This window comes from Rathayibacter sp. AY1C1 (assembly GCF_002932105.1).
Classification (GTDB): Bacteria; Actinomycetota; Actinomycetes; order Actinomycetales; family Microbacteriaceae; genus Rathayibacter.
This window is the reverse complement of sequence record NZ_PSWH01000055.1, coordinates 1-13,818: the sequence shown is the minus strand read 5'-3', so window position 1 is coordinate 13,818 and position 13,818 is coordinate 1. Positions and strand designations below refer to the sequence as shown.

Sequence of the window (13,818 nt, the reverse complement as noted above, 5' to 3'; positions counted from 1 at the left end):
GCCGTGACCGGCAGCCCCGCACCGGCGCCCTCCCCTGCCGTCACCGAGGGTCCGGCCCCCTCCGGGCCGCCGGGGACCACGACCGGGAGCTCCGCGCCGGGCCCGATCGGCAACGGCCCGGCCCTGCCCTCCGTTCCGGTCCCGACCCCCGCACCCAGCACTCCGGTTCCTGTTCCTCCTCCTGTTCCTGTTCCGACCGTGACTCCCCCACCGGACACTCCGGCTCCGGCAGGGACGCACGTACCGAGCACTCCGGCGCCGGTCCCGACAGAGGCGCCGAGCACCTCCGCTCCGGTCTCGACTCCCACTCCGGTCACGACTCCCGCTCCGGCCGCACCTCCCGCTCCGGCCGCACCGACCCTCGCGCTCGACACCGACGGCCGGCTGCTGCCCGATGCCCGGGGCACCGCCACGCCCGGCGCCGAGGTGCTCCTCGAGGACGCCTCCGACGGACGCCGCGTGGGCTCCGCCACCGCCGACGCCGACGGCTCCTGGACCGCGCCGGCGCTCCCCCTCCCCGCGGGCACGACCACGGTGCTGGCGCGCACCGCTGCAGGAGTCAGCGCCCCCGAGACGGTCGACCTGCGCGCTCCGGTGCTCCTCGCCCGGGCCGCGTCGAGCGGGGGCGCGGTCGGTGTGCTCGTGCTCGCCGATCCCGACGCGGACGGCCTCGACCTCCTGGTCGACGGCGGGCAGGTGCGGTCCCTCGCTCCCGGAGCCCCCGTCCTCGCCGCGACCCTGGAGGTCGGTCCTGGGAGGCACACGATCGGCGTCCGCTACTCCTCCCCGGACGGGCGGACGGGACCCGTCGCCGTCGTGTCCGTCGACGCGGGCTGAGGCGCGCGGACCGCCCCGTGCCCCACCGTTATCCTGGGCGGATGCAGCCCGAACCCGCCGCGTCCGCGACTCCCCGGCCCGCCTCCGCGAGCACCCGTCCGACGGGCAGCGACGCCGCGTGGTCCGGCGCCCGGCCCGCGGGAAACCACTGGACCCTGACCTTCGCCTGCCCCGACCAGCCGGGCATCGTGCACGCCGTGTCCGGTGCCGTCGTCCAGGCCCGCGGCAACATCACCGAGAGCCAGCAGTTCTCGAGCGCCGACACCGGCCGCTTCTTCATGCGCCTGCAGGTGGAGTCGCCGATCAGCCGCGAGGAGTTCGCCGCCGCCCTGCTGCCGATCACCGAGCACTACGGGATGACCTGGCGCCTCGACGTCGTCGGCCGGCCGCTGCGCACCCTCGTCCTCGCCTCCACGGCCGCGCACTGCGTCAACGACCTGCTCTTCCGCCAGCGCGCCGGGCAGCTCGCGGTGGACATCCCGATGATCCTGTCCAACCACGGCAGCCTGCGCGACCTCGCCGAGTTCTACGGCGTGCCCTTCGAGTCGCGCCCCGTGGTCTCGCCGGAGTCGAAGCGCGGGTTCGAGGAGCGCGTGCTGGAGGTCGTCGAGGAGCACGACGTCGAGCTCGTGGTCCTGGCGCGCTACATGCAGATCCTCTCCCCCGAGCTCTGCGCGCGACTGGCCGGTCGCGCCATCAACATCCACCACTCGTTCCTGCCGGGCTTCAAGGGCGCGAACCCGTACAAGCAGGCGCACGCCCGCGGCGTCAAGCTGATCGGGGCGACCGCGCACTTCGTCACCAGCGACCTCGACGAGGGGCCGATCATCGAGCAGAACGTCGTCCGCGTGGACCACTCGCACTCGGTCGCCCAGCTCGTGGCCATCGGGCAGGACGAGGAGAGCCGCACGCTCACGCAGGCGGTCAAATGGTTCGCGGAGGACCGGGTGCTCCTCGACGGGGCCCGCACCATCATTTTCCGCTGACCTCCGGCGGCTAGCATGGTCGGCGTGAATCGAGCAGGAGCGGACACCGCGGGCACCGAGATCAGGATCGGCCCGAACGCGATCCTCCGGTTCCTCCTGGAGCTCGTCGCGCTGGCGACCTTCGCCCTCTGGGGCTTCGCGTCGTGGGACCTGCCGTGGAACATCGTCCTCGGCATCGGCGCTCCGGTGGTCGCCGCGCTGATCTGGGCGCTCTTCCTGTCGCCGCGCGCGGTCCTCGCGATCGACGTCTACGGCCGCTCGCTGATCGAGCTGCTCGTGATGGGCGCCGCCGCGCTGGCGTGGCTGGACCTCGGCCAGCCGGTCGTCGCGATCGTCTTCGGCGTCCTCGCCGTCGTCTCCGGCGTCATCGCGGGACGCCGCTCCCTCTGATCCTGACGGCGGCCGCTCAGGCCGAGGGGGCGCTCGCTCGGAGCCGTCCACCGCTGTCCCCGAGGGTGCACCGCTGTCCCCGTGCGCTCGCCGCCGCCCCGGAGCGGAACCGAACGCGTCGTCCAGGCTCGCAGCCGCTTGTCGCCACTGCGCTCTCCCGTCGATGCGCCGCCGGCGATGCGCTACCGCAGCGGGATCCAGGGCCGATCGCGCCGCCGGGCCCGCAGTCGAAGGTGCTCCGCCCCGCCTGATCGCCGCTCTCTCCCCCGACCCCCTCCCGCCTCCCCTCTCGAGCCGTTCCCCACGCAGCCCGGCCGGTCCTGCTCCCGGCCCGCACCACGATCCGCCCCGTCTCCGCCTCCCCGACCGGGAACGGCGAACGGCCGCCCCCGCCGCTCCGGAAGGAGCAGGGGGACGGCCGTTCGCGGCGGTCGCGGAGGACTACTCCGCGGCGCCCGCCTCACGCTGCGCCAGGGCGCGGCGTCGGAGGCCGGTGATCACAGCACCTGCACCGAGGAGGGCGAGGGCGGCGGCTCCGAGGAGACCGCCGTCGAAGCCCGTCGACGGGAGGCCGCCGGCGCCGTGGCCGGGCGCGCCCGGTCCGGCGGTCGGCGTGGAGGTGGGCTCCCCCGGTCCGGCGGTGGGGCCGGCCGTCGGCGTCGCGGTCGGCTCCGGGGTGCCCGTGGGCTCCGGAGTCGCGGTCGGCGTCGGGGTGGGGGTGACCGCCTCGGTGACGTCGACGCTCACGAGCGTCGCGAGTCCCGAATCGGTGTAGGCGACACGGCCGAGGTAGCGGGCCGGGCCCGCCAGGTTCGACCAGGAGACCGCGTACGCGATCGGCTCGCCCTGCACGGCGTCGACCACGGCGGGGTCGGTGCTCAGCGAGCCGAGACCGTTCTCCGGAGTGATGACGAAGCTGCGGAAGTCGAACGTGACGGTCGAGGATCCCGGAGCGGTCGAGTAGACATCGGCCTGGACCGTGTACTCGCCCGGAGCGGGGTCGGCGATGTCGACGCGCTCGTCGGCCGAGCCGGTCGCCGAGGTGAAGACCTTGTCGGTGCTCTCGCTGGTGACGGTGAGGTCGAGGTCGGCCGCGTCGTCGAGCGAGTCGAGGTCGAAGCGGGCGAACTCGGCGCCCTCCGGCACCACGACGGTGGTCGTCAGCGACTTCCCCGTGGGGAGCGTCGCCGAGTGGCCGTCGGCGGCGGTGGCGTCCTCGGCGAGGACACCCTCCGCGAGACCGCTCGCGGTGAGCGGCAGCGCGCCGGTGATGCCGGGCGTGACCGTCACCGTGCCGGTGCCGGTCGAGCCGGTGCCGGAGACCTCGTAGGGCGCGTCCAGCAGGACGGGGCGCACCGCGATCGGGCTGCGGACGTCGTGCTCCGCGCTCGCCCAGGTCAGGTAGCCGGTGGCGAACTGGTTGAGCGCCGCCGAGCCGGTGGTGAAGGAGACCGTGTACTCCGCCGTCTGGTCCGCACCCGTGAAGGAGAGGGTCGAGGGCGAGACGACGGTGTCGATCCCGGCGAGGCCGTCGACCGAGGCGGTGTAGGTGCCCGCGCCGGTCGAGGTGACCGTGCGGGTCACGGTCTGCGTGCCCGCGAGGGCGCCGATCGCGATCGAGGCCTGGTTGAGGTCGGACGGGTCGATCGCGGCGATCGGGTCGATCACCGGGTTCGAGGTGAAGACGTAGCCCGCACCCTTGAGGAACGCGATCCAGTCCTCCGTGCCGCTCTGGTAGAGCAGTCCGGGATCGAGGAACGCGGCAGGGTCGACGTGTCCGGCGCCCTGGGCGAAGACGTCCTCGGACGCGGCGCCCGACTGGTCGACGCTGTCGTAGGCGGAGGTCATCATGGCCGACTTCACCGCGGACGGCGAGGCCTTCGGGGTCGCGCCGAGGATCAGCGCGCCGAGGCCCGCCACGTGCGGCGACGACATCGAGGTGCCGGACTCGAACGCGAAGGCGGGGTCGTCGCCCTCGGCGTTGAAGCTGTCGGCGAGGATCGCGACGCCGGGCGCCGTGAGGTCGGGCTTCAGCACGTCGGCGCCGTCCGCCTCAGCGGGTCCGCGCGACGAGAAGCCGGCGACCTGCGGGACGGGGATGGAGGCTCCGGACGAGTTGCCCTCGGAGAGGGTCACGGTCGCACCGGCGGTGCCGGCGTAGGTCGTGATCGCCTGGTAGGCCTGCGAGTCGATCTGGATGCTCGGGACCGAGTGGTCGTCGACGTGCAGGGCGTTCGGGGTCGGGTTGAGCAGCAGCATGCCGATGCCGCCGGCCCGCTCGACCTCGGCCGACTTGGAGACGCGCGCGGTGACGCCCGCGGTGCAGGCGACGATCGTGCCCTTCACCTTGTCGGGGTCGAGGGTGCCGGTCTCGCAGATGGCGGGGTTCTCGGCGCCCGAGCGGACGACGTCGGCGCTGTTCACCAGCGGTCCGGTGACGTCCTCGTGGACCGAGATGGATCCTCCGACGAACTTCTGGCCGTCGCCGAGAGCGGCGGTCGCGGTGTAGGTCGGGATGGAGGACGCGGCGACCGTGGTGTACCAGGGCGACGCGTGGTCGAGCGTGGAGGCGCCCGCACCCGAGTTGCCGGCCGAGGCCGCGACGAAGACGCCGGCGGCGGCGGCGTTGAGGAACGCCTCGTCGATCGCGGTCAGGGTCGAGGTGGCCGAGCCGCCGCCGATCGAGAAGTTGATGACGTCGACGCCGTCCTTGGTCGCGGCGTCGATGGCCGCGAGGATGCCCGCTCCGGAGCAGAAGTCGTCGTCGTCGGTGCCCTCGTCGGGTCCGTTCCAGCAGACCTTGTACGCGGCGACCTTGGCGGCCGGGGCGACTCCGGAGATCTTCCCGTAGTCGTAGCCGTCGACGCTCGCCTCGACGCCGTTGTTGCCGGCTGCCGTGCTCGCGGTGTGCGAGCCGTGTCCGTCGGCGTCGCGCGGGGAGCGGTACTCGGGGTTGTCCGTCGAGCCGACCTCCTCGTCCGCGAGGAACCAGCGTGCGCCGATGAGCTTCTGGTTGCACTCGTCGCCGTCCCACTGCTCGGAAGCGGGGAGCCCCGGCGAGCAGGAGCCGACGAAGGTGCCGCCGTCCGACTTCACGAAGGAGGTGGTGGTGCCGTCCGTGTAGGGGGCCGCTCCGGGCGAGGTCGCCAGGGGCGCGCCTGCGAAGGAGGGGTTCTCGGGCGCGATGCCGGAGTCGATGACGCCGACGACGACGCCCTCGCCCGCCTTGTCGATGCCGCCCAGCTTCTGCCAGACGCCGGCCTCGCCCTCGAGGCCGAGGAAGTCGGTGGAGCGCTGCTGTCCGGTGTCGGGCACGGGGGTACCGGCGGCGGCCGCGGCGAGCGGCGAGGCCTGCGCGGCGCGGTCGACCTTCAGGTTCTCGACCTTGCGGACCTGGGCGACGTCGCGGCGGCTCGCGAGCTCGCCCGCCTGCTCGCCCGAGAGGGTCGCGGAGAAGCCGTTGAGGGCGACGGTGTAGTGGTAGCCGATGGCGGCGTCGACCGCGGAGGCGACGTCCTCCTGGCGCTGCTCGAGGTGGGCGGAGTAGTCCTCCACCGGAGCCGAGGCGGCCTGCAGCTGCGCACCGTCGACGGGCGCGGTGCGGGCGAAACGGGCATCGCTGCCCTGGTAGGTGGCCGCGGAGGGCTCGACGAGGGTGACGACGTAGTCGCCGTCGTCGAAGCTCTGGCCGACGGAGAGCCCGCCGACGAGCGAGGCACTGCCGGCGAGAGGGGCGGCACTGGCGCCGGTGGTGGCGAAGGCCGCGGTCGCGGCGACTCCGAGGACGGCGAGGCCCGCGAGGATGCGCCTCTCAGCGCGGCGGACGGGTGGTCGGTGGGACAGGTGGATCGGCAATCGATGTCCTTACTCACATTCGCTGGGAACCGGATCGGTTTCCACACAGAAACGACCCTACGAACTCGATTGCCCAGCTTTGTTACGAACAGGTAACGAAGTCGACGCTGAAGGGGGCCGATCCGTTGGCACTCCCCCTCCCCGAGTGCTAATTTAATCGCGTTGAGCCGGGTCGGCTCAACTCTTGGAACTCTTCGTTGCACGACTGAATGGAGTGATCTCATGGCTGTCACCTACGACCCCGTCCGCGAGCTGGACCGCCTCGCCACCGCCCTCCTCGGCTCCGGCCAGGGGCCCCGCCGGATGCCGATCGACCTGTACCGGGACGGCGACCACTACGTCCTCACCGCCGACCTCCCCGGCATCGACCCCGGGTCGGTCGACGTCGACGTGGACGGGCAGCTCCTCACCATCCGCGCCCAGCGCACCGTCGCGGGCGGCGACGACGTCACCCGGATCACCCGGGAGCGCCAGTCGGCGACCTTCGTCCGCCAGCTGAGCCTCGGCCAGGGCGTCGACACCGAGCGCATCGCCGCGTCCTACGACAACGGCGTGCTCTCGGTGACCATCCCGGTCAGCGAGAAGGCGCGCCCCCGCCGCATCGAGGTCGTCTCGACCGCCCGCCCCGAGCAGGTGCGGATCGGCGAGGCGGCCGCCGAGTAGGACGACGAGCGAGGGCCCGTCCGCGATCGTGCGGGCGGGCCCTCCGCGTGTCCGCACGCCCTACGCTGGCCGGATGCGCGCCTCCTCCTCCGACACCGCTGTCGGCGTCCTGCTCCCCCGCGATCTCCCCGCCTCCGAGGTGCTCGTCTACGCCCGCCGCGCCGAGGAGCTCGGCTTCGACGAGCTCTGGGTGGTCGAGGACCTCGGCTTCCGCGGCGGCATCGCCCAGGCCGGCGCGGTGCTCGCCGCCACCGAGCGGATCGTCGTCGGCATCGGCATCCTGCCCGCCGCCGTGCGCACGGCGGCCTTCACCGCGATGGAGCTCGGCACTCTCGGCGAACTGTTCTCCGGCCGTGTCCACGCCGGCATCGGGCACGGGATGCCGCACTGGATGCGCGGCCTCGGCGTCTGGCCGCGCAGCCCGCTCACCCTGCTCGAGGAGCAGTTCGACGCGATCCGCTCGCTGCTCTCCGGCGAGCGCACCGACCGCTCCGGCCGCTACGTGCACGTGGACGGCCTCGTCCTGGAGTCGCCGCCCGCCGTCGTGCCGCCGCTGCTGGCCGGCGTCCGCGGACCGAAGTCGCTGGCGCTCGCGGGCCGGATCGCCGACGGGGTCGTCCTGGCCGAGCCCGTCACTCCGGAGTACCTCGCGGCGGCCCGCGGCCACCTGGGCGGCACCGGACGGATCGTCGCCTACAACGTGGCCGCCGTGGACGACGACGCGGCCGCCGCGCGCGACGCGGTCCGGCCGGGACTCGAGTGGATCGGCGAGCCGGACTGGGCGCCGCACATCGAGCCGCTCCCCTTCGCCGAGGACTTCGCCCGCCTGCGGGCCGAGAGCGCCGACCGCGCCGCCTTCGTCCGCGACCTGCCCGACGCCTGGGTCGACCAGCTGGCCGTCGTGGGCACTCCCGAGGACGCTCGTCGCCGCATCGGCCTGCTGCACGAGGCCGGTGCGTCGAGCGTCGTGCTGATGCCGTCGGGGCCCGATCCGCTCCACGCGATGGAGGACCTCGCCCGGGCGCTCTGAGGCGCTCGGCAAGGGCGCGTCCCACCGGGCCCGGATACGCCTCCGGCCCGCAGGATCCGTGGATCGTGCGGGCCGGACGCGTCTGCTGAAGCCGGAGATCAGGCCGACATGCGGGCCTTCAGGTTCTCATCGAGGGTCGCGAGGAACTCCTCGGTCGTCTGCCAGCCCTGCTCGGGGCCGACGAGCAGGGCGAGGTCCTTCGTCATCTTCCCGGACTCGACCGTCTTGATGACCACGTCCTCCAGGGTGAGCGAGAAGTCGATGAGCTCCTGGTTGCCGTCGAGCTTGCCGCGGTGCGCGAGGCCGCGCGTCCAGGCGTAGATCGAGGCGATCGGGTTCGTCGAGGTGGGCTTGCCTGCCTGGTGCTGGCGGTAGTGGCGCGTGACGGTGCCGTGCGCCGCCTCCGCCTCGACGACGCTGCCGTCGGGCGTGGAGAGCACGGAGGTCATCAGGCCCAGCGAGCCGAAGCCCTGCGCGACGGTGTCGGACTGGACGTCGCCGTCGTAGTTCTTGCAGGCCCAGACGTAGCCGCCCTCCCACTTCATGGTCGAGGCGACCATGTCGTCGATGAGGCGGTGCTCGTAGGTGAGGCCCGCGGCGTCGAAGCGCTCCTTGAACTCGGTCTCGAAGATCTCCTCGAAGATGTCCTTGAAGCGGCCGTCGTAGGCCTTGAGGATCGTGTTCTTGGTGGAGAGGTAGACCGGGTAATTGCGCGAGAGGCCGTAGTTCAGCGACGAGCGGGCGAAGTCGCGGATCGACGCGTCCTGGTTGTACTGGACCTGCGCGATGCCGTCGTCCGGGGCCTTGTAGACCTCGAACCTCATCGGCTCGGAGCCGTCCTCGGGCGTGAACTCGACGGTCAGCGTGCCCTTGCCCTTGAAGACGAAGTCGGTGGCGCGGTACTGGTCGCCGAACGCGTGGCGGCCGATGATGATCGGCTTGTTCCAGCCGGGGACCAGGCGCGGGATGTTCGAGATGATGATCGGCTCGCGGAAGATCACGCCGCCGAGGATGTTGCGGATCGTGCCGTTGGGCGACTTCCACATCTTCTTGAGGCCGAACTCCTCGACGCGGGCCTCGTCGGGGGTGATGGTCGCGCACTTCACGCCGACGCCGTGCTTCTGGATGGCGTGCGCCGCGTCGATCGTGACCTGGTCGTCCGTCTCGTCGCGGTACTCGATGCCGAGGTCGTAGTACTCGAGGTTCACGTCGAGGTACGGGTGGATGAGGGTGTCCTTGATCTTCTGCCAGATGATGCGCGTCATCTCGTCGCCGTCGAGCTCGACGACCGTTCCCTCAACCTTGATCTTGGACATTGCTCTCCCATGGTGTCGATGACCCCGCACCTGTGCGGGACGGGCGGCTCTGCACCGCTCCGGATGGCCTCCGCCAGCCTACCCGAGGCCCGAACTGTCTCGATGTCGAGACAGTTCTCGATCGTCCGCGCCGGGGCCGGCGCACGTCGCCCGACAGGAGGATGCCCGCCGTCCTGCGCCGCCGGTACAGTGACGGCATGAGTGACCTCCGCCTGGAAGAGCTGTCCGCCTCGAACATCTCCGCCGTGAACGGTCTGAGCCTCAAACCCGGCCAGGAGCAGTTCATCGCGCCGGTCTCCTACTCCGCCGCCGCCGCGGTGATCGACCCGGGCGCCTCCTGGCAGCGGGCCGTGATGGACGGCGACGAGCTGGTCGGCTTCATCCACGCGCACTTCGACCCGGAGGCGGCGGAGGAGTTCCGCAGCTGCATCTGGCGCATCAACATCGACGCGGCGAAGCAGGGCCGCGGCGTGGGCACCTTCGCCGTCCGCGCCACCGCCGACGAAGCGCGCGCCCGCGGCTTCGACACCCTCACGGTGATCTGGGAGTCCGGCGAGGACGGCCCGGAGCAGTTCTTCCGCTGGATCGGCTTCGAGGTCGTCGGCGAGACGCAGTACGGCGAGAACATCGGGGCGCTGACGCTCTGAGCGCGGCGCCGGAGGCAGCGGAGCCGGCCGACTTCGTCTCCGCCGTCCTCGAGGTGGTCGCCTCGATCCCGCCCGGACGCGTGATGGCCTACGGCGAGATCGCCGCGGTCCTCGGCACGCGTGCGGCACGCGCGGTCGGCACGGTGATGGCCCGCTACGGCTCCGACACCGCCTGGTGGCGCGTCGTCCGCGCGGGAGGAGCGCCCCCGGTCGGCCACGAGGAGCGCGCCCGCCGGGAGTACGAGCGCGAGGGCACGCCCCTCGTCGTCACGCCGGGCGGCTGGCGCGTCGACGTGCGCAGCGCCCGCTGGCGCCCCTGAGCCGGGAGCGGCTCCGGGACGTGAGTCGCGAGCAGCAGCCGATCAGACGAGCGAGTCCCGCCAGGCCGCGTGCAGGGTGGCGAAGCGGCCCTCGCCGGCGATGAGCGCCTCCGGGGTGCCGTCCTCGACGATGCGGCCGTGCTCCATCACCAGCACCCGGTCGGCGATCGCGACCGTCGAGAGGCGGTGCGCGATGATGACCGCCGTGCGGTCCGCCAGGAGCGTCTGCAGGCCCTGCTGCACCAGGCGCTCGCTCGGGATGTCGAGGGAGGAGGTCGCCTCGTCCAGGATCAGCACCGCCGGGTCGGCCAGGAACGCGCGGGCGAACGAGATCAGCTGGCGCTGACCGGCCGAGACGCGGCCGCCGCGCTTGTTCACGTCGGTGTCGTAGCCGTCCGGAAGCGCCTGGATGAACTCGTGCGCGCCGACCGCCTGCGCGGCCCGGACGATCTCGTCGTAGGACGCGGTCGGCCGCCCGATCGCGATGTTGTCGGCGACGGATCCGGAGAAGAGGTACGCCTCCTGGGTGACCATCACGATCGCGCGCCGCAGGTCCTTCGGGTGCAGCTGCCGCAGGTCCACGCCGTCGAGGGTCACCACGCCGTCGCTCGGGTCGTAGAAGCGCGAGATCAGCTTGGCGAGCGTCGTCTTGCCGGCGCCCGTGGACCCGACGAGGGCGATGGTCTGCCCGGCGGGGATGTCGAGGTCGAAGCGCGGCAGCACCTCGCGGTCGGCGGTGTAGGCGAAGCGGACGCCCTCGAAGCCGAGGCGGCCCCGCGCCTGGCGCAGGTCGACCGGGCGGGCCGGATCCGGGACGCTCGGCTCCTCGGCCAGCACGCCCGAGATCTTCTCGAGCGCGGCGGCCGCCGACTGGTAGGAGTTGTAGAACATCGCCATCTCCTGCACCGGGTCGAAGAAGCGCCGGGTGTAGAGCAGGACCGCCAGCAGCGCGCCGATCTCGAGCCCGCCGTCGAGCACGCGGACGCCGCCGATGAACAGCACCACGGCGACGGTGACGTTGCCGATCAGCACGAGCCCGGGGTCGAAGGTGCCGAACACCCCGAAGACGCGCTTGTAGGCGAGCCGGTACTGCTCGACGACCCCGCCGAACACGGACTCGTTGCGCTTCTGCGTGCGGAAGGTCTGCACGGCGCGGATGCCGGTCATGGACTCCACGAACTGCACGATGAGCCGCGACGAGGCGACGCGAGTGCCGCGGAACAGCGCCTGCGACCGTTTCTGGAACCAGCGGGTGAGCAGCGCGAGCGGCACCAGGGCGCAGGCGAGCACGATGCCGCTCACGCCGTCCAGGGAGACCAGGGCGATCGCGACGAAGCCCATGTAGAGCGCACCCTGCACCAGCTGGTTGATGCCGGAGTCGAGCAGCTCGCGGATGGAGTCGAGGTCGCTGGTCTGGCGCGAGATGATCCGGCCGGAGGTGTAGTTCTCGTGGAACTCCAGGCTCAGCTTCTGGGTGTGCAGGAAGACCCGCTTGCGCAGGTCGATCAGGATCGCCTGGCTCACCCGCGCGGAGAGCACGGTGTACCAGGCGACCAGGAGCGCGCCGACGAGTCCGGTGAGGATGTAGGCGCCGACCGTGACCGCCAGCGGGACCGCGTTCCCCGCGAGGACCGCGGGCAGGCCGTTGTCGATGCCCGCCGCGATCAGCGCCGGTCCCGCGACCTGGGCAGCGGTCGCGACGACGACCACGACCGCGGTGAGCACCAGCCGCAGCCGGAGCGGCCGCAGCAGGGAGCCGAGCAGCCGCAGCGAGCGCCGGCGCAGGGCCGCCGACTCCGCTCTGCTGAGGTCGTCGCGCTCCTCGGAGGAACCGAGCGTGCTCATGATCGCGTCTCCTGGTGGGTCGTCGTGGGGCGGGAGCCGATGCGCTCGGTCCCGGCGGGCCGGGTCAGCTCGTCCTCCTCGAGGCTCGAGATGACGAAGCGGTAGTGCGGGCTGCTCGCGAGCAGCTCGCTGTGGGTGCCGACCGCGGTGATGCGGCCCTCCTCCATCAGTGCCACGCGATCGGCGAGCGCCACCGTCGAGGGGCGGTGGGCGACGATGATCGCCGTGGTGTCGCCGAGCACGCGGCGCAGCCCCGCCTCGACGCGCGCCTCCGTGTCGACGTCGAGCGCCGAGAGCGGGTCGTCGAGGACGAGCACCGCCGGACGCGCGGCCACCGCGCGGGCGAGGGCCAGGCGCTGGCGCTGGCCGCCGGAGAGGCTCATCCCCTCCTCGCCCACCTTGGTGTCCAGGCCCTCGGGAAGGCGGTGGACGAAGTCGGCCTGCGCGATCTCGAGGGCCTCGAGCAGCTCCTCCTCGGTCGCGTCGGGTCGGCCGAGGAGGACGTTCTCGCGCACGCTGGTGGAGAAGAGCGTCGCGTCCTCGAACGCCATGCCGATGTGCGTGCGCAGCTCGTCGCGGCGGAGCCGGCGGATGTCGACGCCGTCGAGCTCGATGGCTCCGCCGGTCACGTCGTAGAGGCGCGGGAGCAGCGCGGTGAGCGTCGTCTTCCCGGAGCCGGTGATGCCGACCAGCGCCATCGTCTCGCCCGGCTCGACCTCGAGGTCGACGCCGTCGAGGAGGTCGCGGTAGCGCTCGGGGGCGTCCTGGTACCGGAAGTGGACGTCGCGGAAGCGCACCCGGCCGCGCGGCTCGAGGATCGTCTCGGGGTCCTCCGGGTCGGTGATGGTGTTCCGGCTGTCCATCACCTCGATGTAGCGGTCGACCGCCGTGCGGGTGTCGAAGGTCATCGAGAGGAGGAAGCCGATCGACTCCACCGGCCAGCGCAGCACGGTCGCGGTGGCGAAGAAGGCGAACAGCTCGCCGACGCTCAGCTGGCCGGCCGCGGCGAGCCAGACCCCGCCGAGCAGGCAGAGCGCGAACGCGATGTCCGGCACCAGCAGGAGGACGAGCCAGATCCCGGCGATGGCACGGGCTTTGTCGATCTCGGTGCCGCGGAGCTTCTCGGCCTGGCCGGCGAAGTTCTCCAGCGCGTGCTGGTGGCGGCCGAAGGCCTTCAGGACGCGGATGCCGTGCACCGACTGCTCGACGGTCGTGGCGAGGTCGCCCGCCTGGTCCTGGCTGCGGCGCGCGATGCTCGAGTAGCGCTTCTCGAACGCGAACCCGTAGATCCAGACCGGGATCGAGCACACGACGAAGAGCACGCCGAGGATCGGGTTCCAGTAGACGAGGACGCCGAAGCCGACGACGATCGTCAGCGCGTTGACCACGAGCAGGACGAAGCCGAAGGCTATCCAGCGGCGGATGAGGCTGAGGTCGCTCATCGCCCGCGACAGGAGCTGCCCGCTCTGCCAGCGGTCGTGGAACGAGACGGGGAGGTCCTGCAGGCGGCTGTAGAGCGCCGAGCGCATGCGCGCCTCGATCCGCGTGCTGGGGGTGAGGACCATCCGGCGGCGCAGCGCGATGGCACCGGCCTCGACGACGCCGAGCACGAGGATGACGGCGACCGGGCCGATCAGCGGCCCGAGGTCGCCGGAGCCGGCGGAGGCCGCTCCGTCCCCCAGCGGCCCGTCGACGAGCTGCTGCAGGACGATCGGGATGACCAGCGACACCAGGCTCGCCACGAGCGCGACCGCGATGCCGCCGACCAGCCGGGGCAGGGAGTCGCCGACGAAGGGGACGAGGCGCAGCAGGGTCTGCAGCGTGCTCGGGGAATACGACGCCGTCCTCCGCGACCTCGAGCGCGGGCTCGCCGCGGTGCGCGCACGCGCCCTCCCCGCGCTCGCCGCGGTGCGCGCACCGCGGCGAGCC

General features: G+C 72.4%; 11 protein-coding genes. 7 read left to right on the top strand and 4 right to left on the bottom strand.

All coding sequences use genetic code 11. The features are described from left to right. The first annotated feature begins 198 nt into the window (after positions 1–198). From C5C71_RS16710 to C5C71_RS16700, 3 genes are read left to right on the top strand one after another with little or no spacing between them, the layout of a single operon-like run. Positions 199–837 carry an Ig-like domain-containing protein gene (locus tag C5C71_RS16710; protein WP_104338141.1) on the top strand — a complete coding sequence of 213 codons (639 nt, stop codon included), beginning with the start codon at positions 199–201 and terminating at the stop codon, positions 835–837. Positions 838–878: 41 nt separating this feature from the next. Next, positions 879–1,823 carry a formyltetrahydrofolate deformylase gene (gene purU / locus C5C71_RS16705; protein ID WP_104227281.1) on the top strand — a complete coding sequence of 315 codons (945 nt, stop codon included), beginning with the start codon at positions 879–881 and terminating at the stop codon, positions 1,821–1,823. A 24-nt stretch (positions 1,824–1,847) separates the two neighbouring features. Continuing rightward, entirely contained in the window at positions 1,848–2,213 is a 366-nt protein-coding gene (locus tag C5C71_RS16700) for a YrdB family protein (RefSeq protein WP_258068762.1), read from the top strand. Between the two features lie 441 nt (positions 2,214–2,654). Here the strand turns inward: C5C71_RS16700 and C5C71_RS16695 are convergent, their stop codons facing one another. Then, on the bottom strand, positions 2,655–6,068 hold the full coding sequence (locus tag C5C71_RS16695) for a S8 family serine peptidase (protein ID WP_104338139.1): 3,414 nt from the start codon (positions 6,066–6,068) through the stop codon (positions 2,655–2,657). Positions 6,069–6,290: 222 nt separating this feature from the next. Between C5C71_RS16695 and C5C71_RS16690 the strand changes: the two genes are divergently transcribed. After that, positions 6,291–6,731 carry an Hsp20/alpha crystallin family protein gene (locus C5C71_RS16690; RefSeq protein ID WP_104338138.1) on the top strand — a complete coding sequence of 147 codons (441 nt, stop codon included), beginning with the start codon at positions 6,291–6,293 and terminating at the stop codon, positions 6,729–6,731. Positions 6,732–6,804: 73 nt separating this feature from the next. Next, positions 6,805–7,761: an LLM class flavin-dependent oxidoreductase gene (locus tag C5C71_RS16685; RefSeq protein WP_104338137.1), complete on the top strand. Its 957-nt coding sequence runs from the start codon at positions 6,805–6,807 to the stop codon at positions 7,759–7,761. Between the two features lie 98 nt (positions 7,762–7,859). Here the strand turns inward: C5C71_RS16685 and C5C71_RS16680 are convergent, their stop codons facing one another. Further along, positions 7,860–9,077: an NADP-dependent isocitrate dehydrogenase gene (locus C5C71_RS16680; protein ID WP_104338136.1), complete on the bottom strand. Its 1,218-nt coding sequence runs from the start codon at positions 9,075–9,077 to the stop codon at positions 7,860–7,862. A 197-nt stretch (positions 9,078–9,274) separates the two neighbouring features. On the opposite strand from C5C71_RS16680, the gene C5C71_RS16675 reads away from it, so the two are divergent. Next, a complete protein-coding gene (locus C5C71_RS16675; RefSeq protein WP_104224946.1) occupies positions 9,275–9,724 on the top strand; it encodes a GNAT family N-acetyltransferase in 450 nt (149 codons plus the stop codon). Beyond that, the gene (locus C5C71_RS16670; RefSeq protein ID WP_104238475.1) at positions 9,721–10,044 is read left to right on the top strand and encodes an MGMT family protein; all 324 of its coding nucleotides are present in this window, start codon (positions 9,721–9,723) and stop codon (positions 10,042–10,044) included. The genes C5C71_RS16675 and C5C71_RS16670 overlap by 4 nt, the downstream gene beginning before the upstream one ends. Positions 10,045–10,086: 42 nt before the next feature. Here the strand turns inward: C5C71_RS16670 and C5C71_RS16665 are convergent, their stop codons facing one another. Together C5C71_RS16665 and C5C71_RS16660 are read right to left on the bottom strand one after the other, a co-directional pair. Beyond that, positions 10,087–11,889 carry an ABC transporter ATP-binding protein gene (locus tag C5C71_RS16665; RefSeq protein ID WP_104258297.1) on the bottom strand — a complete coding sequence of 601 codons (1,803 nt, stop codon included), beginning with the start codon at positions 11,887–11,889 and terminating at the stop codon, positions 10,087–10,089. Further along, positions 11,886–13,709 (bottom strand): ABC transporter ATP-binding protein, encoded by a 1,824-nt coding sequence (locus C5C71_RS16660; protein ID WP_104338142.1) that lies wholly within the window; start codon positions 13,707–13,709, stop codon positions 11,886–11,888. The genes C5C71_RS16665 and C5C71_RS16660 overlap by 4 nt, the downstream gene beginning before the upstream one ends. Positions 13,710–13,818 lie beyond the last annotated feature (109 nt).

Excerpts from the sequence above, each read along its gene's own strand:
- purU (WP_104227281.1), top strand. The coding sequence starts at position 879 with ATGCAGCCCGAACCCGCCGCGTCCGCGACTCCCCGGCCCGCCTCCGCG.
- C5C71_RS16690 (WP_104338138.1), top strand. The coding sequence starts at position 6,291 with ATGGCTGTCACCTACGACCCCGTCCGCGAGCTGGACCGCCTCGCCACC.
- C5C71_RS16685 (WP_104338137.1), top strand. The coding sequence starts at position 6,805 with ATGCGCGCCTCCTCCTCCGACACCGCTGTCGGCGTCCTGCTCCCCCGC.
- C5C71_RS16680 (WP_104338136.1), bottom strand. The coding sequence starts at position 9,077 with ATGTCCAAGATCAAGGTTGAGGGAACGGTCGTCGAGCTCGACGGCGAC.
- C5C71_RS16675 (WP_104224946.1), top strand. The coding sequence starts at position 9,275 with ATGAGTGACCTCCGCCTGGAAGAGCTGTCCGCCTCGAACATCTCCGCC.
- C5C71_RS16665 (WP_104258297.1), bottom strand. The coding sequence starts at position 11,889 with ATGAGCACGCTCGGTTCCTCCGAGGAGCGCGACGACCTCAGCAGAGCG.